Below are 23720 nucleotides of genomic sequence, written 5' to 3' on the forward strand. Positions count from 1 at the left end.
ACCCATGAGCCGCTTTGACACGCTTACCGACTGGCAGCAGTGCGACGAGGCGCAGCAGCAGGCGCTGCTGACCCGCCCGGCGATCTCCGCCTCGGACAATATTACCCAAACGGTGAAAACCATTCTTACCCGCGTCCGCGAAGCGGGCGACACCGCCCTGCGCGAATACAGCGCGGCCTTCGATAAGGCGCAGGTGGACGAACTGCGCGTCGGTCCGGCGCAGATCGCCGCGGCGGCGGAGCGGCTGAGCGACGACGTCAGGCAGGCGATGGCGGCAGCCGTCGCCAATATCGAGACCTTCCACCGCGCCCAGCAGCTGCCTGCCGTGGATATTGAAACCCAGCCCGGCGTGCGCTGTCAGCAGGTGACCCGCCCGATTCGCTCGGTCGGCCTCTATATTCCCGGCGGCTCGGCGCCGCTCTTTTCAACCGTGCTGATGCTGGCGACCCCGGCGCGCATCGCCGGCTGCCAGCGCGTGGTGCTCTGCTCGCCGCCGCCGATCGCCGATGAGATCCTGTACGCCGCGCAATTGTGCGGCGTGGAGGAGGTATTCCAGGTCGGCGGCGCGCAGGCGATCGCCGCGCTGGCCTTCGGTACCGAATCAGTACCGAAAGTCGATAAAATCTTCGGCCCCGGCAACGCGTGGGTGACCGAGGCGAAGCGTCAGGTGAGCCAGCGTCTTGACGGCGCGGCGATCGATATGCCCGCCGGGCCTTCTGAAGTGCTGGTGATTGCCGACGAGGAAGCCACGCCCGCCTTTGTCGCTTCCGATCTGCTGTCGCAGGCGGAGCATGGCCCCGACTCGCAGGTGATTCTGCTGACCCCGTCGCGTCAGCTGGCGCAGGCGGTGGCGGAAGCGGTGGAAGCGCAGCTGGCCCAGCTGCCGCGCGCCGAGACCGCGCGTCAGGCGCTCGCCAGCAGCCGCCTGATCGTGGCGCGCGATTTGCAGCAGTGCGTAGAGATATCCAACCGCTACGGACCGGAGCATTTGATTATTCAGACGCGCCAGCCGCGCGAGCTGGTGGAACAGATCACCAGCGCCGGATCGGTGTTTCTCGGCGACTGGTCGCCGGAATCGGCGGGCGACTACGCCTCCGGCACCAACCATGTGCTGCCGACCTACGGCTATACCGCCACCTGCTCCAGCCTGGGGCTGGCGGATTTCCAGAAGCGCATGACGGTGCAGGAACTGACGCCGCAGGGCTTCCTGAACCTGGCGCCGACCATTGAGACGCTGGCTGCCGCAGAGCAGCTCATCGCCCATAAAAATGCCGTTACGCTGCGCGTCGCCGCGCTGAAGGAGAAAGTATGAGTGACAATATCGTCCGGCTGGCGCGCGCCAACGTGCAGGCGCTGACGCCCTATCAGTCCGCGCGTCGTCTCGGCGGCAACGGCGACGTCTGGCTGAACGCCAACGAATATCCGCTGCCGGTACCGTTCGAGCTGTCGCAGCAGACGCTGAACCGCTACCCGGAATGCCAGCCGAAGCAGGTAATTGAACGCTACGCCGCCTACGCCGGACTGTCGCCGGAGCAGGTGCTGGTCAGCCGCGGCGCGGACGAAGGCATCGAGCTGCTGATGCGCGCCTTCTGCGAGCCGGGTCAGGACGCAATCCTGTTCTGCCCGCCGACCTATGGCATGTACAGCGTCAGCGCCGAAACCATCGGCATCGAATATCGCACCGTGGCGGCGCTGGAGAACTGGCAGCTGAACCTGCCCGCCATCGCCGCCGCGCTGCCGGGCGTCAAGCTGGTCTATATGTGCAGTCCCAACAATCCGACCGGCAACCTGATCAATAGAGACGATATTCGTCAACTGCTGGAGATGACGCGCGGCAAAGCGCTGGTGGTGGCGGACGAAGCCTATATCGAGTTCTGCCCGCAGGCGACGCTTGCGAGCTGGATCGCGGAATATCCGCACCTCGTGGTGCTGCGCACGCTGTCGAAAGCCTTTGCGCTGGCGGGGCTGCGCTGCGGCTTTACCCTAGCGAATCCGGCGGTGATCGCGCTGCTGTTAAAAGTGATCGCGCCCTATCCGCTGTCGACGCCGGTGGCCGATATCGCCGCTCAGGCGCTGAGCGCGGAAGGCATCGCCCTGATGCGCAGCCATGTGGTGGAGCTGAACGCCAACCGCAGCTGGCTGGCGACGACGCTGGCGACGCTGCCCTGCGTCGAGCAGGTCTTTCCCAGCGAGACCAACTATCTTCTGGCGCGCTTTACCGATTCGCCACGGGTATTTAAAACCCTGTGGGACCAGGGCATTATCCTGCGTGACCAGAACAAGAACCCGGGACTTGCCGGATGCCTGCGCATTTCCATCGGCACCCGAACCGAGTGCGAGCGCCTGATCGCCGCACTGCAAACCCTGCCCGGCACCGTGGAGCAAGCATGAGTCAGAAAACCCTTTTTATCGATCGCGACGGCACCCTTATCAGCGAACCGCCGCAGGATTTCCAGGTCGACCGCATGGAGAAGCTGGCCTTTGAGCCGGACGTGATCCCGGCGCTGCTGGCGCTGCAGAAGGCGGGCTACCAGCTGGTGATGATCACCAACCAGGACGGCCTCGGCACCGACAGTTTCCCGCAGGCGGATTTTGACGGCCCGCATAATCTGATGATGCAGATCCTGACCTCGCAGGGCGTGCGCTTCGACGATATTCTGATCTGCCCGCATCTGCCGGCGGATAACTGCGACTGCCGCAAGCCGAAAACCAAACTGGTAGAGGCCTGGCTGGCGGAAGGCGCGCTGGACAAGGCCAACAGCTATGTAATCGGCGATCGCGCCACCGATATCGAGCTGGCGCAGAACATGGGCATCCAGGGGCTGCGCTACAGCCAGGATGGCCTGGACTGGAACGCCATCTGCCAGAAGCTGACGCAGCGCGATCGCTATGCGAAGGTGAACCGCAACACCAAAGAAACGCAGATTGAAATCGAGGTGTGGCTGGACCGCGAAGGCGGCAGCAAAATCAACACCGGCGTCGGCTTTTTCGACCATATGCTGGATCAGATCGCCACGCACGGCGGCCTGCGCATGAACGTCGAGGTGAAAGGCGACCTTTATATCGACGATCACCACACGGTAGAAGATACCGGCCTCGCGCTGGGAGAAGCGTTGCTGAAGGCGCTGGGCGACAAGCGCGGCATCGGCCGCTTCGGCTTCGTGCTGCCGATGGACGAATGCCTGGCGCGCTGCGCGCTGGATATTTCCGGCCGTCCGCACCTGGAGTTCAAGGCGGAGTTTAACTACCAGCGCGTGGGCGATCTCAGCACCGAGATGGTCGAGCACTTTTTCCGCTCGCTCTCCTATTCGATGGCCAGCACACTGCATCTGAAAACCAAAGGCAAAAACGACCATCACCGCGTGGAAAGTCTGTTTAAGGCCTTTGGCCGCACGCTGCGCCAGGCGATTCGCGTGGAAGGCAATACCCTGCCGAGCTCGAAAGGAGTGCTGTAATGAACGTGGTGATCCTTGATACCGGCTGCGCCAATCTCTCCTCGGTAAAGTCCGCCATTCAGCGCCTCGGCTATACGCCGCAGGTCAGCCGCGACGCCGATATCGTGCTGAAGGCGGACAAGCTCTTTCTGCCCGGCGTCGGCACCGCGCAGGCGGCGATGGACCAGCTGGCGGAGCGCGAGCTGATTGAGCTGGTGAAAGCCTGCACCCAGCCGACGCTTGGCATCTGCCTTGGCATGCAGCTGCTCGGCAGCATGAGCGACGAAAGCGGCGGCGTAAAAACCTTAGGCATTATCGATCAGCCGGTTTTGCAGATGCAGGACCGCGGGCTGCCGCTGCCCCATATGGGCTGGAACCGCGTCACCCCGCAGGCGGGACACCACCTGTTTCGCGGCATTGAGGAGGAGAGCTGGTTCTATTTCGTCCACAGCTATGCGATGCCGGTTAACGCCTGCACCATCGCCCAGTGCCTCTACGGCGAACCATTTACCGCCGCGGTGCAGAAAGAGAACTTCTACGGTGTTCAGTTCCACCCTGAGCGCTCCGGCAAAGCGGGCGCGCAGCTGCTGAAAAACTTTCTGGAGATGTAACGGATGATTATCCCGGCATTGGATTTAATTGATGGAAAAGTGGTGCGTCTGCATCAGGGGGACTACGGTCAGCAACGCGACTACGGCAGCGACCCGCTACCGCGCCTGCAAGATTATCAGCGTCAGGGCGCACAGCTGCTGCACCTGGTCGATTTGACCGGCGCGAAGGACCCCGCGGCGCGTCAGCTTACGCTGTTGAAATCGCTGCTGGCGGGCGTTGAGGTGCCGGTTCAGGTCGGCGGCGGCATCCGCAGCCGCGACGACGTCGCCGCGCTGCTGAAGGCGGGCGCCGCGCGCGTGGTAGTTGGCTCGACGGCGGTCAGGCAGCCAGAAGAAGTGCAGCAATGGTTTAGCGAGTTTGGCCCAGAGGCGATTGTGCTGGCGCTGGATGTGCGCATCGACGCGGAAAACCGCAAAGAGGTGGCGATCAGCGGCTGGCAGGAAGCGGCGGGCGTCACGCTGGAGCAGGTGATCGAACAGTATCTGCCCTGCGGCCTGAAGCATGTACTCTGCACCGATATTTCACGCGACGGCACCCTGAGCGGCTCGAATGTATCGCTCTATCAGGAAGTCTCCGCGCGTTTCCCGCAGATTGCGTTTCAGTCTTCCGGCGGCATCGGCGCGCTGGCGGATATCGCCGCCCTGCGTCACAGCGGCGCGCAGGGCGTTATCGTCGGACGCGCCCTGCTGGAAGATAAATTCACGGTTTCGGAGGCGATTTCATGCTGGCAAAACGGATAATTCCCTGTCTCGACGTGCGTGACGGGCAGGTGGTGAAAGGCGTGCAGTTTCGCAATCACGAGATCATCGGCGATATCGTGCCGCTGGCGCAGCGCTATGCCGACGAGGGCGCCGACGAACTGGTGTTCTATGACATTACCGCCTCCAGCGACGGCCGCGTGGTGGATAAAAGCTGGGTCGCGCGCGTGGCGGAAGTGATCGATATCCCCTTCTGCGTGGCTGGCGGTATTAAAAGCGCCGAAGATGCGGCGCGGATCCTCTCCTTCGGCGCGGATAAAATATCCATTAACTCGCCTGCGCTGGCCGATCCGGAACTGATCACCCGACTGGCCGATCGCTTCGGCGTTCAGTGCATCGTGGTAGGAATCGATACCTGGTATGACGAGCAGAGCGGCAAATATCACGTAAACCAATATACCGGCGATGAAGCGCGCACGCGCGTTACGCAGTGGGAAACCCTGGATTGGGTGCAGGAAGTGCAAAAACGCGGCGCTGGCGAAATCGTACTGAACATGATGAATCAGGACGGCGTGCGCAACGGCTATGACCTCATTCAACTGCAAAAAGTGCGTGAAGTCTGTAAGGTGCCGCTTATTGCCTCCGGCGGCGCTGGCGCCATGGAACATTTTCTGGACGCGTTCCGCATCGCTAACGTCGACGGGGCGCTGGCCGCCTCGGTATTTCATAAGCAGATTATTAATATCGGTGAACTGAAACGGTTCCTGATCGAACACGATGTGGAGATTCGCCCGTGCTAACAGAACAGCAGCTTTCCCAACTGGACTGGGAAAAAACCGACGGCATGATGCCAGCTATCGTGCAACACAGCGTATCGGGCGAGGTCCTGATGCACGGCTATATGAACCAGGAGGCGCTGGCGAAAACGCTGAACGAAGGCAAAGTCACCTTCTGGTCGCGCACCAAAGCGCGTCTCTGGACCAAAGGCGAAACCTCCGGCCACTTTCTTAACGTAGTCAGCATTACGCCCGATTGCGATAACGATACGCTGCTGGTGCTGGCGCAGCCGATCGGCCCGACCTGCCATCTCGGCACTTCCAGCTGCTTCTCGCCCGCAGCGCCAGACTGGACCTTTCTCTGGCAGCTGGAGCAGCTGCTGGCGGCGCGCAAGCAGGCCGATCCCGACAGTTCCTATACCGCGAAGCTCTACGCCAGCGGCACCAAGCGCATTGCGCAGAAGGTCGGCGAGGAAGGCGTGGAGACCGCGCTGGCCGCGACGGTAAACGATCGCCATGAGCTGACCAATGAGGCTTCCGATCTGCTGTATCACCTGATGGTGCTGCTACAGGATCAGAATCTTGACCTGAGCACGATTATTAATAATCTGCGCGCGCGTCATAAAGCCTGACGACCAGGACGCCGCCGTTACGGCGGCGTCCTTTTTCTTTCGACACCGGTTCTGCAACATTCCGTTTTTCAACGATCGTTGGTTTCGTCTCAGCTGCTGATTGCATCTCCATATCGTATTTCCCGTTGCTACCGATTTTCTGCGTTTCCTTTCTACGATCTGCCTTTTTGTGCATGCCCTCACCTGTCCCGCCCTGCAATTTTTGCTACAGTAGCGCGGGTATAAACGGGGAGAAATACGCATCACTATGAACAGTACGTTTCATCAGCTCATAACGCTGCTGGATAAGCATCAGGCGCGCTACCGTTTAATCGAACATGCGCCGGAAGGAAAATGCGCGGCGGTAGCGCAGCTGCGGGGCACGCATCCTGAACAGGGGGCCAAGGCGCTGGTATGCCATGTAAAAGGCAACGGCATCAAACAGTACGTGTTAGCCGTGCTGCCAGCCGATTGTCAGGCGGACCTGAGCAAGGTCGCTTCCGCTGTCGGCGGCACGCGTGCTTCTCTGGCCAGCTCGGTTGAAGTAGAAAAGCTTACCGGCTGCGTGTTCGGCGCGATTCCGCCCTTTAGCTTCCACCCTGAACTAAATCTTATCGTCGATCCGCTGCTGTTTGCGCGCTTTGATGAGATTGCCTTCAACGCGGGCAGGCTGGATTGTTCAATTATCCTGAACAGGGACGATTACCGCTCACTGGCCGGATCGATGCTGGCAACATTCAGACGCGAAGATGATAACAGCTTACGACAGGCATAAAAAAACCCGGCGCTGGCCGGGTTTTTCTTTGTTCAGGTCAATCAGCTAAGCTGTTTACGTTGCCGCCATGTCGCAGCCATATTGCGTCCCAGCACAATCGCCGAACCCACAACGCCGCCCAGCAATACCGCCAGCACCAGCGTCAGTCCTTTTTTCGGGCTGTCACGACGAATAGGCAAATCCGGCTGCATGATATAGCGGAAGGATTGCAGGTTATCGACCTGGATCTTCAGATCCTTGATCAGGCGCAGCGCGCGCTGGGTGGCATAGTAGCTGTCATCCAGCGGCAACGGACGCGTCGCTTCGTTAGCGATAGCCGCATTCAACGCCTTGGTGCCCAGCATATAGAGCGTATCGTCTGATAAAAACTCCGCCTGAGTCAGCTGGGAGGTCACAATGCCTGAGCCCTCCGCCACTTTTAACGCCTGCTTCAGCTGCTCAATGCGCTGCTCTTTCTTATCCTGCGCCACCTTCAGCTGCGAGGTCAGCGAGTCGCTCAGCTCGCGTAGTTTCACATCCATATTGCGCTTGATATCGGCGCCGTAGTCATCAACCACGTCGTCGTTCACCACTTTAATAAAGTGCGTGACCTGCGCCTGCGCCTCTTTCGCCGTCTCAGCGGTAAATTTTACGCTTAAGGGCTCAGCCTGCCCCGCCGTAACCGGCGCCACGTTTAAATTCAGGGGATTTTCCAGATTCTGCAGCGAACCTGACAAGGCATAGAGCGAAGCGCTAAAGCGACCGAACAGCTGACGCTGGAGATCGACTAAGCCCGGTTTATCCTGGGGATATTGAGAATAAAGCACGTTTAACGCAGCATTATAGTTGGCCACCTGGCCCGCGCTGGGCTGGGTCACAATCGCTTCCGACGTCCACTTTTCTTTGGCGAAAAAAAGATAAATTGCCGCCAGCAGCAAAAATACAAGGACGGTTAAAATAATCGTTTTTTTACCGCTCCACAGCTGCGCTACCACATCCAGCAGGTCAAGCTCATCATCGTTGTTATAGAAGGTTTGACGAAGTAAAGACTGATCCGTAGTTGTTTTACTTTCTTGGTTCATGTTTCTGGTACGCCCAACTGATTAATTGAAAAGCGGAATAATAAACGCTAGGGAGAAAACAATAGCAAAAGGATGGGTAAAGCGTTATCTGAATTCTGTAAAAAACCTCCCAAAGGGAGGTTTTTTAGGCAACGGAGAATCAGTCCAGCCACTCGGTGTGGAACACGCCATCTTTATCGATGCGCTTATAGGTATGCGCGCCGAAGTAGTCACGCTGCGCCTGGATCAGGTTCGCCGGCAGCACCGCAGAACGGTAGCTGTCATAGTAGGCAATAGCTGCGGAGAAGGTCGGCGTCGGGATGCCATTCTGCACCGCATAGGCCACCACGTCACGCAGCGCCTGCTGATACTCGTCAGCGATATTTTTAAAGTAAGGCGCCAGCAGCAGGTTAGCGATATCCGGCGTCTCTTTGTAAGCATCGGTGATTTTCTGCAGGAACTGCGCGCGAATGATGCAGCCTGCACGGAAAATCTTCGCGATCTCGCCATAGTTCAGGTTCCAGCTGTTCTCTTCGGAAGCCGCTTTCAGCTGTGAGAAGCCCTGCGCGTAGGAAACGATTTTACCCAGATAGAGCGCGCGACGCACTTTCTCGATAAACTCAGCTTTATCGCCGTTAAAAGCCTGTGCAGTCGGTCCGCTCAGCACTTTCGAAGCGGCAACGCGCTGCGATTTCAGGGAAGAGAGGTAGCGCGCGAAGACCGATTCCGTAATCAGCGACAGCGGCTCGCCCAGATCCAGCGAACTCTGGCTGGTCCATTTACCGGTGCCTTTGTTAGCCGCTTCATCCAGGATGACGTCAACCAGATAGTTGCCCTCTTCATCTTTCTTGGTGAAGATATCTTTGGTGATGTCAATCAGGTAGCTACTCAGCTCGCCTTCGTTCCACTCACTGAAGGTTTTCGCCAGATCTTCATTGCTCAGGTTCAGCGCGTTTTTTAGCAGGGAGTAAGCTTCTGCGATCAGCTGCATATCGCCATATTCAATACCGTTATGGACCATCTTCACATAGTGACCGGCGCCGTCCGGGCCGATGTAAGTGACGCAAGGCTCGCCTTCGGCGCGCGCGGCGATTTTGTCCAGGATCGGCGCAACCAGCTCATAAGCTTCTTTCTGACCGCCAGGCATAATAGAAGGCCCTTTCAGCGCGCCCTCTTCGCCGCCGGAAACGCCGGTACCGATAAAGTTAAAGCCTTGCTCAGAAAGTTCTTTGTTGCGGCGAATGGTATCTTTATAGAAGGTGTTGCCGCCATCGATCAGGATGTCGCCCTTGTCCAGGTGTGGCGTCAGAGAAGCGATAGTTTTATCAGTGGCCTCGCCCGCCTGCACCATCAGCAGGATACGGCGCGGTTTTTCCAGCGAGTCAACAAACTCTTCGATACTGTAGTAAGGCGCGAGTTTTTTGCCCGGGTTTTCGGCGATAACTTCGTCGGTTTTTTCACGTGAACGGTTGAAAACGGATACGGTATAGCCGCGGCTCTCGATGTTAAGGGCTAGATTACGGCCCATTACCGCCATACCTACAACGCCGATCTGTTGCTTGGACATTATTTACTCCTGTCTAATATATTATATACCTAAAGCATACCCCATCGATTATACATAATAGACTCTCCACTTCCACTAACAAACTCTACTAAAAATCAAGATGGCACAAAAAGAAAAATTACCCCATAATTTTTTTACGGATAATCTTAAAAACCTTAGTCTTTTTCAGTTTCCAATATACTTTTCTGAATCTGAACTCAGCGTTAAAATTAAATTTAGAGTTAAGCATATTAACAAGATTTTGATTAACAAATTTTAGAAAATCATCTGATTGATTACAGATTTTTTCCGTCGTTTCTCCTGTAAAATTCAAGCTATTATATTCACGAGTATTTTCAAGCTCTGATTGTTGAAAAAACATTCTTTTTTTATCTCTCAATAGCATTGAGTCTATAACATGTTGTAAATTTACTCCATCATAAATAATCCAGCCACTCTGTATAAAAATTGGCGAATCCCGATATAAAAGGGTAGCAACAGGTTTACGCGAGTGCATGGCTTGTAACATAATAGAACTTGGCGTAGTTATTACAAATGAAACTTTGTTAAGGATTTCTTCAAAACTACCGCTTGTAAAATTTTTACTTTCATCAATACAAAGTGTTTTTATTATTTTTTCGTCAAATATCCTAAAACAGTAATTTTCTTTTTTTTGTTCTAAGGCATCTATAGTTTTTTTAAGTACAACACATAATCGCTCAAACTCGTCGTCGTCGTAATAAGCTGTATTAGCAGTAGTAATCAAAAAATAATTCATGCCACATTCTTCATCACTAAAATTTTCAATATAGGTATTTTTCAATACTCGTGGAGGTAAATATTTACAGGTCTTAACACCTTGAACATTAAAATAATTACTAGCACGTCTGCCTATAACGCACAAATAGTCGGAAATAACAGGATGATAATTATCAAAGCCTAGCTTGGTTATATTTTTATTTTTAGTAAAGTTACTAAATTCACAGATACCATCCATTAAAAGCATCGTAGGTATTCCATCTTTTTTGCAATTTAGAATAATTTTATTAAAAAGAGGGGATGAATAGATAGTATAAATAACTAAGTCATAATTTTTTAAGTGTGCAATGTCTTTATAGAATCCCCCCCATCAAAAGACATATCTATACTATTAAAAAAAAAAGGATCTATAAGATCTTTATAGAATTCTTCACTCTCTAAAAAAATAATTTTCCTAAACATATTTTTCAACCTCTGATATAAACTCCTTTTCGGAACGCAAGCACTCTGAGCTGACATTATCAGAGTTCAGAATAAAAGATTGTATATCGGCAGAAAGATCATGTGTTTTTTTGTTATAATCCAAAAGCAGAGACTTCGTAATATGAGAAAAAGCTTCGGGAACTCCAGCCCTATTGTAACCTATTGTTGGTAAGCCAAAAGAAGCTGCTTCCAAATAACTTAACCCATAAGACTCGTTTAATTCAGATAGCAAAATAAAATAATCATTTTCAACATAAAAATCAGGTAAGCGATCTCTTCTTACTGCGCCGTGAAAAAAAACTTTATCTTTTAAAGTGCTTAAACTAACTTTTCTTTTAAACTCAGCGAGGTAGCTACCGTCACCAATAATATTCCATTCAAAATTATCAATTTCCTCTGATAACTTCAGGAAAACCTCAAACATTTTATCGTAGCCTTTTCCTTTTACTATCCGGCTCACAGATAAAAATTTAATTATATTATTACTATTTTTGCTATAAGAGTTATTATTGCGCTCTTTTAATTCCACTCCAGAATGAATAACGACTTGATTTATTTTTTTTTCCAAATCATAAAGTTCATAGTACCTTGCCCTTATATATTCAGAAACAAAAATTGACGTCTTAGAATTGTTAACGGCTTGCAAAAACCTTTTTTTAAATTTAATTAACTTTAACCAAATTTTATTTTCATATAAATATTTTTCCTCACCGTGAATAAAGCAAATTGTTTTTCTTAATTGTTCACGCGAAAAAAAAGCTCCAGCGTTATAAATAGCAGCAGGATCATTACAAATGATTAAATCAAATTCGTAAATATGTTTCCTTAACCATTTACGGTATCCCAGAAACCATAATTGATTAGGTAGTGAAATAGTATTGATGTTTTTATTTGGATCTCTATGTGTCCTTCGCGAAGTCAAAACTGTAACTTCATACTCCTTTTTTTCCAGGCATTTTTTTAAAGAAAAAGCAACGGAACCAGCCCCACCTAAACACGGAGGATACTCATGACTAAATATTAATATTTTCTTCTTAGTCTTCATAGATACCAATATAATTATCTATCATACTTTGAAACTTGAAATTTTCGGTTAAGTTGTTTTTAGCATTTCTGCCATGTTTGTAAAGTAAATTCTTATCATCATTATATTTTTTTAAACATATTGCTAGTTCTTGATAGTTTCTTGGAGTTATCAACATACCATTAAAATCATGCTTAACAATCTCAGGTATTCCTTCAACTCTTGAGGCAATCGCGGGGATTTCATAAAAAGCAGATTCTAGCAATACCAAGCCAAAAGCTTCATAAAGAGAAGGCAAACAAAAAACATCTATAGAATTGTAGAAGTCATCTTTATTTTTAACCCATCCTACAAATTTAAAAACACTCTCAAGCGAATGCTTTTCTATAAAAATCTGGCATTCACTTTTTAATTCACCGTCTCCACCAATTAGAACTTTAATATTCTCCTTTTTAAAGAAACCATTTTCAATTCCATACAATATAGCTTTACATAACGTTAGCGGATCCTTTTGGAAATCTAACCTCGACATAAACCCAACATTTAATATACTTCCATTATTTTTATAAGACAAATTAAAATTATCTGTATTTACACAATTATGAATCGTCTTTTTATTTTTTATGTGCGGATAATACTTCAAATAATAATTATTTACACTAATCAAATAATGTGAAAAAAAGCTACAAAAAGCTTCAATTATCAAATAAATAATTCTTAATGGAAATTTTTCGAAGCGATGAAATGCTATACCATGCACCGTATGGACAATTTTTTTACATCGGGCTACTTTGGCAGCAAGCCGGGCAATAATGCCAGGTTTAGTTGAATTTGTATGGATGATATCAAATTTCATCGTATTAAATAGCTTCAAAAGATTAAAGAATGCATTGAAATCTCTAAATGAGATTTCCCTCCTTAGATCTTCGATAAAAATAACTTTTATTTTATTCCTTTCACACTCATTAATTAGCTCTTTTTCAGCCTCGTAATCGCCCCCAAATATAATATATTTATCGTAGTAGGAAGGTAGATTACTGAGTATATCCAAACTGACCCTTTGAACTCCCGATAGTTTTGGTATAACTTGTACATGTGCTATTTTTTTTTGTTTGTGACTATTCAGCATAAATTCTTCTTAACTTTTTTATTGAAATAACCTTTTCTTTTACTATATAAATAAATATCAAAAGGTGAGCACCAACGTTGTAACCTAAAACTTCACCTTTAACATTGAGAATAAGTAGTAATAGAAAAAGACACAGACAAAATCTACCTTTATATTTGTAACCGTGCAGAGAATGATATAATACTTTAATAATCAGCAAATCATACAGCACCCAAAATATCATACCTAAGCCAACAGATAAAATCATACGCATATAACCAGCATCAGTGTGCATATAATAAGAACCATCATGCTCCAAATATCTTCCATCACCATATAAAACCTGAGCTTCATTTAAAGGAAAATACATTTTTGACAAAGCTATCGTGGATGCTGTATTCACTCCATTACCTTGAACAGCATTAAAGAAAAACTCAAAAGCCCAGTTTATTGCATTTTTTATAGTTACGTTATCACTGTACAGGTAAAAGTACGCTAATAACAATAAACTAATAAAGCCAATTACTAAGAGGCGAGTAATTATTTTTACGGTTATAGATTTATTTAACACTAGCAACAAGTAAAGAAAGCTAATAGCCACTCCGATAAATACCGTTCTTGCGATAGTTAAAGAAGAAAGTAAAATTAGACAAAAGGGAAAAAGCGAACTTATTTTTACTTTATCATTCGTTAAAGAAAACATATAAAACAAGAAAAAAGTACAATATAAAACCCCCAAACCAAAGTACTGTTGTGACGAAAGAGCAAGGCCTCTAATACCTATATTTTGCTGCATAAGTGCTATTTCTCGAGCACCTTCAGATTGAAATAGCTGTACGAACCATCGGAATGAAGGGGATAAAAAAGCTAAAATTATAATTATAGCCTGAACCAGAAAAGCATTAAAAATACTTTTATCGATATTAATATTCCTCGTTTTGAGGAATAAGCAAACAAGTACCAGTATTAAAACTGATATATATACTTGATAGGAAAAAAGTGTTGATGTCAAGCTGAAATCATTACTACCATTAAGTGTAACTGAAATCAAGTACCATAAAAAAGGTATAAGAAAAATGAAATTTATGATTAAAAAATTTCGCTCTAAAAAAAAAGACTGTAAATGATAAATTTTTTTTAAGCTATAAAAAGATAAAGCGCACAAAAATCCTAAAAAAAATAAAGAATTTCCTATTATTGGCAACTTAAAATAAAAAATGCTCAAAAATATTACAATAACGCTCATATTCCTCCTGAACTCCCGTTGCGCGTTTTGTTATAAACATTGGTAATTTTTTTTATATTCCTATTTTTAGTGTAGATATCAATGATAAAAGAGGGAATCATCGTCATCAGAAGAGCCAAAAAGGAATATGAAGCAGGTAGTTTTTTTATCAGACTTAAAGCAGCTTTTTTATCATGATTTACTAAGCACTCTTTAAATAGAATCTTCTGATATTTATTAGCATCCAACCTTCTTACACTATTTAAATTTATTCGATAATATAATAAATGTTTTTTTATGAATTTATAGCGAATGTCTGATTCTCGCATTCTTAACCAAAGAGCAACATCCTCAATCCCAATATCTTTGGGATCATATCCTCCACATTTTAAAAAAAATTCTTTTTTAAACGCAACTGTTGGATGACTAATATAATTTTTCCCCGGCAGTGAATCTAATATTTTTTTCTCGGTTATTCTCAACGGTGATTTACAAATAACATTCCCATTCATATCTATCAAAATAGAACCTGAGGATATAATATTTAATGAATTATCATCATTAATTATTTTAATGATCGATTCTAAACGAGTTGGGAGAGCTATATCATCCGCATCCATTCTTGCTATATACTCAAATTTGGACAGGTTAACGGCTTCATTCAGTGAAGAAATAAGCCCTCTATTTTCTCGCGTTATAAATTTAATCCGTGGATCTTTAACTGAATATTTTTTAATTATATCCAAGGAATTATCGGATGAACCATCATTGATAATGATAAATTCGAAATCATGAAATGTTTGCAATAGAATGCTTTTTATGGCTTTATCCAGATATAGCTCACCATTATATACAGACATTACAACTGAAATCATGCGATCAACCTCTTGTAATAATTATATTTTTTCTAAAAAAATTAAATACATCTGGCTTTATATAAAATAATAAAATTATATATAAAAATAATGCTGTCGTAAGTGAACATGCTATTTTAAATATTGAAGGGGCCATGCTATTAAATATGAAGTATGAAAAGGAAGCACTAACCAATGCTAATAAGCAGATTATACCTAGTTCTTTACACTGCCTCCACATTGTTATGGATGAAAGTTTTTGCGTAACATAAGTATTTGCAAATAACTCAAATAAAGACATAATTAACAGACTTATACAAATACCAATCAGGCCAAAGTTTAAACTCAAGAGCAGTATAACGGTTGCAGCTGATTTTTTAACCAATTCTAACTTGAGGAATAAATCTGATCGACCTTTCACATGAATTAAATTAAGATTAATAGCATGTATTGGATAAAAAGCAAAAGCAAAACTTAATATTGCCAAATAGCTTATACTCTCCTGCCATTCTTTTCCAAGAATGACCCATATTAGTGAATCCGAAACAAGACTTATACCTAACATAACGGGAAAAATAGTTGCAGTCGCTATTTTAAGCATGAGAAGATAGTTCGAATCTAGCTCTTCATGATTTTTTTGTACTTTGCTTAAAACGGGGAATGTTACCCGTTGTATTATTAGTGTCAGAGTCATAGCAGGAATACTTGATAACTGACGCGCCTGATTAAAAAAACCAACTTGTGCTGAACTAAAGTACTTTCCAATTATGACAGGATAAATATTTTTATAACAACTGTCTATTAGACCAGAAATTAATAGCTTATAACTGAATCCAAACAACTGCTTAAAACTATCTTTTGCGAAATTTCCTTTTGGTAGCCAAGGTGAAAAAAAATAAAGCATGGATGTATTCAAAAATGACATTAGGACGTACTGATATACTAGAGCCCAGGCTCCATAATTGTTAAAAGCCAGAATTATACTTAATATTCCTGAGAGGAAAACGCTACAAATAGATGCTTTTGCCTGTGCTTTAAAATCAAGCGTTTTTGTCAGCCTTGCTTTTTGTACTATAGATAGAGAGTTAAATATTAATGAAAGCCCCAAAGTCATTAACATATAGCTAACTTTACTGTCATTATAAAATTTTGCGACAGGATGAGCTATACAAACCAGCATTAAAAATGCAAAAAAGCCAACTCCTACATTAAAATAAAAAGCAGTGCTATAATCATCTTCAGAACAAGATTCTTGCCTAACCAGAGAAACTAATATGCCCCCATCAACAAAAACCTGACCTATTGATATAAATACCATCATCAACGCAACAATGCCAAATGCTTCTGGCCCCAATATTCTTGCCAAAAACAGTATAATACATAATTGCATTGCTTGAGAAATAATCCTTTCTAAAGCACTCCACTTAAAACTATTAATTACGTCTCTTTTTTTATGCATCTCATTCTTCTTAATTTTTGTGACTATATATTTTCTAAAACGCTCTTAATATTATTTGCAGCAATACTTCTAATTAAGACAAAATAAAAAAACATATTAGCCAAATAAAAGAACAGATTAACTGTAGTACTGACCCTATAGAAATCAAAAACAATGCCAATAAACGAATTAATTACCGCTCCACCTGTTACACATAAAACAGACAGATGTGGTTTCATTCCATATTTCAACAACACATGATGCAAATGCTCCCGGTCCGGCTTGAACGGGCTGTCCCCTCTTCTGATGCGAGCGATCATCACGCGCAGCATATCCATCAGCGGCACGGCGATCAGCCACAGCGCGGTGACCGGCTGCATTACCGCATCGTCGCCCTGCGTGGCGACAATCAGCAGCCAAATGACGGTAAAGCCGATCAGCGTACTGCCGGCATCGCCCATAAAGACTTTAAATTTGCGTCCCCAGGGAATGCCGAGATTGAGCAGTATATACGGCAGGCAGGCGACCATCAGGCAAAGGCACCATAACGCCATCTCATCGTTCCCGCCCATCCAGAACACGGTGGCCAACGCGCCGAAGGTGACGGAGGAAAGCGCGCCCAGCAGACCGTCGATGCCGTCGACCATATTAAAGGCGTTAATCGCGCCGACCACCGCCAGCAGGGTCACGCCGTAGCCCAGCACGCCGAGAACCAGCTCGTAGCCGAACAGGATATTGCCGAGCGAATAGAGGTAGAGGCCGTTGTACATCATGATGCTGGCGACCAGCGCCTGTAGCGCCATACGCGGCATCACCGGCAGATCAAGCTTGTCGTCCAGCACGCCCACCACGATAAGCATCGTGGCGCACGCCATATAAAGGGTGAAGTCCGGCAGCCAACCCGGCTGCAGAATATAGATAATCCACAGGGAGAGATAGACCGAAACGCCGCCGACCAGCGGTATATGCCCGTTATGATGTTTCCGCGCGTTAGGTTTATCGACCAACCCTACTTTCTTCGCCACTTTGCGCGAGATAAATAGCAGCGCCAGCGCTCCCAGAAAAACAAGCACGATATCTTGCATGTGTGCACCAGTATTGAGATTGACCACAGATACTTGAAAATGTCCACGCTACCGCCCCTGGCTTTAAGCAACCAGACGCTTCAGTGGCTCAGGACTCAAACAAGCATAGCCTGTGAGAGCAACCTGGTAATTTTTTCTCGCGACGCAACCAGAAACAGAGGTAACCGTGCGCTAATAGTTTACGATTCTCGTACTATCGTCGTGCGCAGACAAGCATAAAATTGCCTGTTTTAGCGTTGACTTATGCTGTTAATACTTTTATCCGCATTGATTGTTTGCAAAGCAAGCAAAGCGCTTAAAATATCATCTCACGTCGTCATTAGGCGGGCGAATGCGAAATATCTTATTCATTGATTCAGACAATGCGCTTTTAACGCATCAGCCTGTTGCGCTAATCACACTTTTGTTTATCTGGCGTTGAACCAAAGCCTGAAACAGAAAAGGCTTCTGTTGCCAGAAGCCATAAGTTTTGTCTGTTATGTTGTCGACGCAGCCTGTTTTTTAACAGAAGCGAATAAGGCCATTGCGCGATGCAATACATTAGATCAATTTGATTTTAACGATAACCGTTCGGATTTTTCGACTGCCAGTTCCAGGTATCGCGCATCATTTCATCGATACCGCGCGTGACGCGCCAGTCCAGTTCCTTATCCGCCAGCGAGGCGTCGGCCCAAAACGCCGCCAGATCGCCGTCGCGACGCGGTTTAATTTCGTAGGGCACCGGTTTGCCAGACGCTTTTTCAAATGCTTTCACCATCTCCATAACGGAGAAGCCTTTACCGGCGCCGAGGTTATAGGCTTTGTAGCCCTGAATGCGTTCGAGATGATCCAGCGCCTTCAGGTGCCCTTCCGCCAGGTCGACGACATGGATATAGTCGCGCACGCCGGTGCCGTCTTTCGTGTCGTAATCCGCGCCGAAGATACCGAGCTTATCAAGACGGCCAATGGCGACCTGCGCAATATAAGGCAACAGGTTATTAGGAATGCCGTTGGGATCTTCACCGATTTCGCCAGACTCATGGGCGCCGACCGGATTAAAGTAGCGCAGCGCGATCGCCTTCAGCTTGCTGTCCGCTTTGGCGTAATCCTGCATGATCTGCTCGACCATCAGCTTCGAGGTGCCGTAAGGGCTGGTCGTGCCGCCGATCGGCGTGGTCTCAACATAAGGCACCGGCGCGTTGGCGCCGTAGACGGTCGCGGAGGAGCTAAAGATAAAGTTATAGATGCCGGCGTTGCGCATCTCTTCCAGCAGCACCACCGTACCGGAGACATTATTTTCGTAATATTCCAGCGGCTTGCGGGTCGACTCGCCCACCGCCTTCAAACCGGCAAAATGGATAACAGCGCTGATGGCGTGGCTGGTAAAGATATCGTGCAGACAGGCGCGATCCAGAATATCGCCCTCAACAAAGGTGGCTTTTTTTCCGGCCAGCTTCTCGACGCGGCGAATCGACTCCCGCGAAGCGTTGCTGAGGTTGTCCATTACCACAACGTCGTCGCCGCGCTGCAACAGCGCCAGCACCGTATGAGAGCCGATATAGCCCGCTCCGCCCGTTACCAAAATAGCCATGTGAACTCCTTTATGCCGCGCAGACGCGCGGCGTGAAATAGTGAGGAATTATTTTGCCAACAATTGCTTTATCGCGTCGCGGAACGCTGTGCCCTGCTGGTTATGGCGCAGACCATAGGTAACGAACGCCTGCATATAACCCAGCTTACGGCCGCAGTCGAAGCTGTTGCCCGTCATCAGGCAGGCGTCAACCGGCTGTTTTTTACTCAGGCTGGCGATCGCATCCGTCAGCTGGATACGGCCCCATGCGCCCGGCTCGGTTTTTTCCAGTTCAGCCCAGATATCCGCAGACAGTACATAGCGACCTACCGCCGCCAGGTCGGAATCGAGCTGTTCAGGATGCTCCGGTTTTTCGATAAAGCTGGTGATGGTGCTGACGCTGCCTTCGTTTTCCAGCGGTTCTTTCGTCGAAATTGCAGAGTATTCAGACAGATCGGCGCCTGGCATATGCTTCGCCAGCACCTGACTGTGGCCGGTTTCTTCAAAGCGCGCGACCATTGCGGCGAGATTATAACGCAGGTGGTCGGCGGTGGAATCATCCATGATGACGTCCGGCAACACAACCACAAAAGGATTGTCGCCGATCATAGGACGGGCGCAAAGTACGGAGTGGCCCAGACCCAACGGTTGCGCCTGGCGCACGTTCATGATAGTTACGCCCGGCGGACAGATAGACTGCACTTCGCTCAGCAGCTGACGCTTCACGCGCTGTTCCAGCAGCGCTTCCAGCTCATACGTCGTATCGAAATGGTTTTCAACGGCATTTTTGGACGCATGAGTGACCAGCACGATTTCCTTGATGCCCGACTTGACGATTTCATCAACGATGTACTGAATCATCGGCTTGTCAACGATAGGCAGCATCTCTTTAGGAATGGCTTTTGTAGCAGGGAGCATATGCATACCGAGACCCGCAACGGGGATAACTGCTTTAAGCTTGGTCATATTTTTTCCATATAATGATGTGAAGACATTACGCGATTATGCAATAAATGCATGATCGTCAAGTATAATCTTATTCTGAAAATTTTCCTGCCAGGAAAAAGCTGATGAAGTAAAAACAAAAAACGCGTTAAGGTAGGCAATTGCAATAATTAATCCATCGGGCGTGAACATCTGCGGTAGAAATTAATAGAAAACGATCTAAACAATTTTATTAATTACGGCAAGCTTTATTCGCTGAGATTAATCTGATAAGCATTGTCGCATGCGCGCAAATGTAAGAAAGCGTTTTCTTTTATCTGATTTTAAATATTACATCTTCCATTTACCATGCCGTAATGAATAATGCAATTTGGCGTAATCATTCTTATAAGGGTCAGAAATGAGCACTAATGAAAAAGCCAGTGAAGAACGCATCACCTCACGACGTAAGGCGCTGACTAAAATTCTGGTCTCTGCGGCCGCCGTCGGCACGATAGGCAGCCTGACGCGGGCGAACGCCGCCGCCGCGCCCTCCCCGGCAGCAGGCGGCGCCGCGGGGAAAATTGACGGCGCGCCCGGCATTATTCTCGACCATGCATCAACTTCCTGGGCGAAAATCCGTAGCGACAGCCGTAACGGCAACGGCCCGGTAGATAATTACGCCGCGTTTCAACAACTGGTCGAAGATAAGAAATACCTTACTATCGACACGCCGGTGAGCATTAATAAATCGGTCAAGCTAACGTTAAAAAACCAAATCATCGAAGGCCGGGGAAACGGCATCATTACCCCGCTGGGAAATATGGGTAATGAATTTTTGCTGGAGCTGAAAGCTGACGCCACCCAAATACACGGCATGGTATTTGATAACCCGATGCTGCTGAAAAGCGAAACCGGCGGCCGTCAGGGTGGATTAATGATTTCCGCCAATTACTGCCAGGTGGCGAACTGCTATTTTTATCGTATGTTGCAGTCGGTGATTGCGCCAGCTGGCTTCGGCGCCTACGGCACCAAGATTATCGATAACTGGTTTTTAGAGTGCCTGGGCGCCGGCACCGGCATGCGCGATCTGCACTCCAAGCTGGGCGAAGATCGCGGCGACGCCGTCACCATTTGGGGTTCCGGCACGATCATGACCGGCAACCACGCTTACTGCAAAGCAGGCGAGGATGCGCGTCTGGCGTTCCATGCTGAAGGGCTGCCTGGAGCGCGCAAGCATCTGCGCGATTTTGACCATAAAGATATCATCATGGTCAACAATATGGCGAAGGGCAGCTTCCGGCGCCACTTTGCGATGGAAAACATTATTGGCGGCGTATCGATTGGCAATATCTCGATGGGCGGCGCTACCTGGTGGGGTGAAGCCTACATTCAGTGCAAAAACATCAACGTTAAAAATACTATTCGCTACAGCAACAGCCCGGATATCCTGAACGGCAATGCCTGGCGCCCTATCAAAGCGGCGATCGCGGTGGTTAACTTTAATGAAGGCGTAAATATCGACAGTACGGTGCTGATCGCCAAAGGCACGAAAGCCTATGGCTTTGCTATCGCCACCCAGACTGGCGATCACGACGTAACCCTTTCCGGCAGCATGATTAATGAAGGCGCACGCACCAACACCGCCCTGTTCCTGAATCAGCCGAAAAGCTTCCGCATTAACAATCTTGATACGCGCGGCTTCGCACGTGTGGCGTTAATCACAGCTAATCCAAACGTGTTTATTTCCAGTAACAATAGCTATCACGAACTGAATGGCGAAGGCACCGGATTAGAAATGGCGCGCGGCAAAGGCGGCACCGTTACGGTAAACGGCGATACCTATCTTAACGTCAGCACCGCGTTTAAACTGCCAAATCTGGATAACCTGAGCATTAAAAACACGCAGGTGAGCGGTGAAGGACGCTTCGCTAACCTGAGCGGCATCACGAAGTCATTGACCATTAGCGATAACACCGTATTGTCGGGTAATCAAATGCCCATCGCCTATAGCAACGGCGCCTCGCCTGATATCGCCTGGAGCGTGCAGAATAATATCGGCATTACCAGCAACTTTACCTACAGCAGCGAACAGCTTGCCTCAGCCCAATCGCAGCTTAACCAGCGTAATAAATATGCCGGTAAGAATGTGTCGGTAAACAATAATTCCGTGTGGGTGGCGTTGGGCGATAATCCTGACTCTCCCTGGCTCAATCTGGCCACGCAGAAGCAGGTGAAGCCCGCATAGTAAAAAAGCCTCAGCTTTTACGCTGAGGCTTTTTTTTATCAGGCAGGTTTCTTGCGATTTCTCACCATCGCGACGGCGTTAGAAAAGATTGCCAACTTATGCCGCGGGATAAATATGAGCACATAAAGGCCATAGATAACCGCGCCAGCGGCGATATCCAGCAGCAGCTTTTCCCATCCGGTTTTCAGCCCCAGCGCGCTGTCCATGGCAAACAGCCCCAGACACATCACCAGCGAGCCAATAATCGGGCTGGTTATCTGCGCCAGATACTCTTTCCACGTCACGTTAAGCAGCGTTAGCGCACACCAGGCCGAGACCGGATAAAGCAGTAACGTACGCAGCGAATAGGAGAGCGCCATCGCCACCAGCCCGTAGCGGACAAAAATAAAGAAAACGGTAATGTTGGTGACCGCATAGAGCAGCGTCAGGCGCGACTGCCAGTCTGGACGATCGCGGGCAAACATAACGGTATGGTTGTAATAGCCGATAGAGACGATAAACCCGGTCGCGCTGACAATCTGCATAACCGGCACCGACGCCATCCATTTCTGCCCCAGCAGCAGCCAGGTAACATCGTGCGACAGATAGCAAAGGCCGATAAAGGCAGGCGCCGTCAGCAGGATGGTAAAGAACGTCGCATTCAGATAGTGCGACTTGAACTCATCCAGCTGATTTTTCACGCGGGAAAACGCAGGCAGCGAAACGCGCATCAATGCCGTCGCCATAACGGTATTCAGCGTGTTGACGATACGTTTGCCCGCCGAGTAAACCCCTGCCGCCGCGCTACCCAGATAATAGGTGATAAAGAAAATATCACTGTTCTGGTTAGCGAAGTTAGTCATGCCGCTTAGCGCGACATGGCGCGAAAAGCGCATCGACTCTTTAAATGACGCCATGGAAAAACGCAGGCGCGGCTTCCAGGGCGTCGCCAGCCACAGCGTTATCGTCGCCACGACCGAGGTCACCACCTGCTGCATCACCAGACTGGTGATGCCCATTCCTTTCCAGGCGAGATAAACCCCCACGATGCCGCCCAAACCGATAGAGGTGATCGAACGAATCGCCAACGAGCGGAACAGCAGACGATGCGTCAGCCAGGCTTCATGCACTTTGCTCAGCCCGCTGACCAGAATAATCACGCTGGTCCCACGGATCACATCGCCAAGTCCCTGGATATGCATCATATTTTCAAGGATGTTGGCGGAAAAGAAGACAATAAGAAATGCCGGCACGGCAAAAATACAGCAGCTCAAAAAAGCCGTATTGAAGTCTTCGTCAGTCGGCTCATGTTTACGTATGATCGACGTAGCGATACTTTCAAAAATCACCGTTCTGAACAGCTGAGTGATCAAAATGGAGACGCTGAGCATGCCGTAGAGATGCGGATCGAGTAAACGCGCCAGCACCAGAAAAATAACGAACGTTATCCCCTGCGCAGCGACGTTATCGAGTATCGACCAAACCGCCCCAGAAGCGATACTGCCTTTAGGCGTAGGTTTATCTGACTGTTTTCTCACTGTGATGTCCTGAC

Annotated in this window: 22 protein-coding genes; 9 read left to right on the forward strand and 13 right to left on the reverse strand. The window is 48.3% G+C overall.

The genetic code is table 11. From position 1 onward, the window contains the following. Positions 1-4: 4 nt before the first annotated feature. From hisD to hisIE, 7 genes are read left to right on the forward strand one after another with little or no spacing between them, the layout of a single operon-like run. The gene (hisD, locus tag C2E16_RS13590) at positions 5-1312 is read left to right on the forward strand and encodes a histidinol dehydrogenase (RefSeq protein WP_104951529.1); all 1308 of its coding nucleotides are present in this window, start codon (positions 5-7) and stop codon (positions 1310-1312) included. Next, on the forward strand, positions 1309-2391 hold the full coding sequence (gene hisC / locus C2E16_RS13595; protein WP_084970950.1) for a histidinol-phosphate transaminase: 1083 nt from the start codon (positions 1309-1311) through the stop codon (positions 2389-2391). Before hisD ends, hisC begins: the two co-directional genes overlap by 4 nt. Further along, complete coding sequence (gene hisB / locus C2E16_RS13600) at positions 2388-3455, forward strand: bifunctional histidinol-phosphatase/imidazoleglycerol-phosphate dehydratase HisB (protein WP_084970952.1); 1068 nt, start codon at positions 2388-2390, stop codon at positions 3453-3455. Before hisC ends, hisB begins: the two co-directional genes overlap by 4 nt. Next, positions 3455-4045 carry an imidazole glycerol phosphate synthase subunit HisH gene (gene hisH, locus C2E16_RS13605; protein ID WP_084970954.1) on the forward strand — a complete coding sequence of 197 codons (591 nt, stop codon included), beginning with the start codon at positions 3455-3457 and terminating at the stop codon, positions 4043-4045. The genes hisB and hisH overlap by 1 nt, the downstream gene beginning before the upstream one ends. Positions 4046-4048: 3 nt before the next feature. Continuing rightward, positions 4049-4786: a 1-(5-phosphoribosyl)-5-[(5-phosphoribosylamino)methylideneamino]imidazole-4-carboxamide isomerase gene (gene hisA / locus C2E16_RS13610; RefSeq protein WP_084970956.1), complete on the forward strand. Its 738-nt coding sequence runs from the start codon at positions 4049-4051 to the stop codon at positions 4784-4786. Continuing rightward, positions 4768-5544, forward strand: coding sequence for an imidazole glycerol phosphate synthase subunit HisF (gene hisF, locus C2E16_RS13615; protein WP_084970958.1), 777 nt, complete (start codon positions 4768-4770; stop codon positions 5542-5544). Before hisA ends, hisF begins: the two co-directional genes overlap by 19 nt. Continuing rightward, positions 5538-6152: a bifunctional phosphoribosyl-AMP cyclohydrolase/phosphoribosyl-ATP diphosphatase HisIE gene (gene hisIE, locus C2E16_RS13620; RefSeq protein ID WP_084970960.1), complete on the forward strand. Its 615-nt coding sequence runs from the start codon at positions 5538-5540 to the stop codon at positions 6150-6152. Before hisF ends, hisIE begins: the two co-directional genes overlap by 7 nt. Here hisIE and C2E16_RS20600 read toward each other — a convergent pair. Further along, the gene (locus tag C2E16_RS20600; RefSeq protein WP_133052089.1) at positions 6121-6327 is read right to left on the reverse strand and encodes a hypothetical protein; all 207 of its coding nucleotides are present in this window, start codon (positions 6325-6327) and stop codon (positions 6121-6123) included. The genes hisIE and C2E16_RS20600 overlap by 32 nt on opposite strands. A gap of 72 nt (positions 6328-6399) precedes the next feature. On the opposite strand from C2E16_RS20600, the gene C2E16_RS13625 reads away from it, so the two are divergent. Continuing rightward, complete coding sequence (locus C2E16_RS13625; protein WP_084970962.1) at positions 6400-6906, forward strand: YbaK/prolyl-tRNA synthetase associated domain-containing protein; 507 nt, start codon at positions 6400-6402, stop codon at positions 6904-6906. 41 nt (positions 6907-6947) lie between these two features. Here the strand turns inward: C2E16_RS13625 and wzzB are convergent, their stop codons facing one another. From wzzB to galF, 11 genes are all read right to left on the reverse strand, one after another. Then, positions 6948-7967, reverse strand: coding sequence for an LPS O-antigen chain length determinant protein WzzB (wzzB, locus tag C2E16_RS13630; protein WP_084970963.1), 1020 nt, complete (start codon positions 7965-7967; stop codon positions 6948-6950). A gap of 139 nt (positions 7968-8106) precedes the next feature. Next, a complete protein-coding gene (gene gndA, locus C2E16_RS13635; protein ID WP_084970965.1) occupies positions 8107-9513 on the reverse strand; it encodes an NADP-dependent phosphogluconate dehydrogenase in 1407 nt (468 codons plus the stop codon). 118 nt (positions 9514-9631) lie between these two features. Next, positions 9632-10489: a hypothetical protein gene (locus C2E16_RS13640; RefSeq protein ID WP_146107482.1), complete on the reverse strand. Its 858-nt coding sequence runs from the start codon at positions 10487-10489 to the stop codon at positions 9632-9634. A gap of 216 nt (positions 10490-10705) precedes the next feature. Further along, entirely contained in the window at positions 10706-11779 is a 1074-nt protein-coding gene (locus tag C2E16_RS13645) for a glycosyltransferase family 4 protein (RefSeq protein ID WP_084970969.1), read from the reverse strand. Continuing rightward, complete coding sequence (locus tag C2E16_RS13650) at positions 11769-12887, reverse strand: glycosyltransferase family 4 protein (protein ID WP_084970971.1); 1119 nt, start codon at positions 12885-12887, stop codon at positions 11769-11771. Before C2E16_RS13650 ends, C2E16_RS13645 begins: the two co-directional genes overlap by 11 nt. Then, positions 12877-14112, reverse strand: a complete 1236-nt coding sequence (locus C2E16_RS13655; protein ID WP_104951531.1) for a hypothetical protein — start codon at positions 14110-14112, stop codon at positions 12877-12879. The genes C2E16_RS13650 and C2E16_RS13655 overlap by 11 nt, the downstream gene beginning before the upstream one ends. After that, the gene (locus C2E16_RS13660; protein WP_104951532.1) at positions 14109-14966 is read right to left on the reverse strand and encodes a glycosyltransferase; all 858 of its coding nucleotides are present in this window, start codon (positions 14964-14966) and stop codon (positions 14109-14111) included. Before C2E16_RS13660 ends, C2E16_RS13655 begins: the two co-directional genes overlap by 4 nt. Before the next feature lie 4 nt (positions 14967-14970). After that, positions 14971-16404, reverse strand: coding sequence for a lipopolysaccharide biosynthesis protein (locus C2E16_RS13665; protein WP_084970977.1), 1434 nt, complete (start codon positions 16402-16404; stop codon positions 14971-14973). Between the two features lie 23 nt (positions 16405-16427). Next, positions 16428-17468: a UDP-N-acetylglucosamine--undecaprenyl-phosphate N-acetylglucosaminephosphotransferase gene (gene wecA / locus C2E16_RS13670; protein WP_084970979.1), complete on the reverse strand. Its 1041-nt coding sequence runs from the start codon at positions 17466-17468 to the stop codon at positions 16428-16430. A gap of 556 nt (positions 17469-18024) precedes the next feature. Continuing rightward, complete coding sequence (gene galE, locus C2E16_RS13675) at positions 18025-19038, reverse strand: UDP-glucose 4-epimerase GalE (protein WP_104951533.1); 1014 nt, start codon at positions 19036-19038, stop codon at positions 18025-18027. 48 nt (positions 19039-19086) lie between these two features. After that, a complete protein-coding gene (galF, locus tag C2E16_RS13680; RefSeq protein WP_084970981.1) occupies positions 19087-19983 on the reverse strand; it encodes a UTP--glucose-1-phosphate uridylyltransferase GalF in 897 nt (298 codons plus the stop codon). A 379-nt stretch (positions 19984-20362) separates the two neighbouring features. Between galF and C2E16_RS13685 the strand changes: the two genes are divergently transcribed. Then, the gene (locus C2E16_RS13685) at positions 20363-22189 is read left to right on the forward strand and encodes a hypothetical protein (protein ID WP_104951534.1); all 1827 of its coding nucleotides are present in this window, start codon (positions 20363-20365) and stop codon (positions 22187-22189) included. Positions 22190-22227: 38 nt separating this feature from the next. Here C2E16_RS13685 and C2E16_RS13690 read toward each other — a convergent pair whose 3' ends face one another. After that, on the reverse strand, positions 22228-23706 hold the full coding sequence (locus C2E16_RS13690) for a lipopolysaccharide biosynthesis protein (protein ID WP_038625280.1): 1479 nt from the start codon (positions 23704-23706) through the stop codon (positions 22228-22230). Between the last annotated feature and the right edge of the window lie 14 nt (positions 23707-23720).

Origin of the sequence: Mixta calida (assembly GCF_002953215.1) — a bacterium.
Lineage (GTDB): Bacteria > Pseudomonadota > Gammaproteobacteria > Enterobacterales > Enterobacteriaceae > Mixta > Mixta calida.

Coding starts and splice junctions, on each gene's coding strand:
- hisD (WP_104951529.1), top strand. CDS start 5: ATGAGCCGCTTTGACACGCTTACCGACTGGCAGCAGTGCGACGAGGCG.
- hisC (WP_084970950.1), top strand. CDS start 1,309: ATGAGTGACAATATCGTCCGGCTGGCGCGCGCCAACGTGCAGGCGCTG.
- hisB (WP_084970952.1), top strand. CDS start 2,388: ATGAGTCAGAAAACCCTTTTTATCGATCGCGACGGCACCCTTATCAGC.
- hisH (WP_084970954.1), top strand. CDS start 3,455: ATGAACGTGGTGATCCTTGATACCGGCTGCGCCAATCTCTCCTCGGTA.
- hisA (WP_084970956.1), top strand. CDS start 4,049: ATGATTATCCCGGCATTGGATTTAATTGATGGAAAAGTGGTGCGTCTG.
- hisF (WP_084970958.1), top strand. CDS start 4,768: ATGCTGGCAAAACGGATAATTCCCTGTCTCGACGTGCGTGACGGGCAG.
- C2E16_RS20600 (WP_133052089.1), bottom strand. CDS start 6,327: ATGCACAAAAAGGCAGATCGTAGAAAGGAAACGCAGAAAATCGGTAGC.
- C2E16_RS13625 (WP_084970962.1), top strand. CDS start 6,400: ATGAACAGTACGTTTCATCAGCTCATAACGCTGCTGGATAAGCATCAG.
- wzzB (WP_084970963.1), bottom strand. CDS start 7,967: ATGAACCAAGAAAGTAAAACAACTACGGATCAGTCTTTACTTCGTCAA.
- gndA (WP_084970965.1), bottom strand. CDS start 9,513: ATGTCCAAGCAACAGATCGGCGTTGTAGGTATGGCGGTAATGGGCCGT.
- C2E16_RS13640 (WP_146107482.1), bottom strand. CDS start 10,489: ATGGATGGTATCTGTGAATTTAGTAACTTTACTAAAAATAAAAATATA.
- C2E16_RS13645 (WP_084970969.1), bottom strand. CDS start 11,779: ATGAAGACTAAGAAGAAAATATTAATATTTAGTCATGAGTATCCTCCG.
- C2E16_RS13650 (WP_084970971.1), bottom strand. CDS start 12,887: ATGCTGAATAGTCACAAACAAAAAAAAATAGCACATGTACAAGTTATA.
- C2E16_RS13655 (WP_104951531.1), bottom strand. CDS start 14,112: ATGAGCGTTATTGTAATATTTTTGAGCATTTTTTATTTTAAGTTGCCA.
- C2E16_RS13660 (WP_104951532.1), bottom strand. CDS start 14,966: ATGATTTCAGTTGTAATGTCTGTATATAATGGTGAGCTATATCTGGAT.
- C2E16_RS13665 (WP_084970977.1), bottom strand. CDS start 16,404: ATGCATAAAAAAAGAGACGTAATTAATAGTTTTAAGTGGAGTGCTTTA.
- wecA (WP_084970979.1), bottom strand. CDS start 17,468: ATGCAAGATATCGTGCTTGTTTTTCTGGGAGCGCTGGCGCTGCTATTT.
- galE (WP_104951533.1), bottom strand. CDS start 19,038: ATGGCTATTTTGGTAACGGGCGGAGCGGGCTATATCGGCTCTCATACG.
- galF (WP_084970981.1), bottom strand. CDS start 19,983: ATGACCAAGCTTAAAGCAGTTATCCCCGTTGCGGGTCTCGGTATGCAT.
- C2E16_RS13685 (WP_104951534.1), top strand. CDS start 20,363: ATGAGCACTAATGAAAAAGCCAGTGAAGAACGCATCACCTCACGACGT.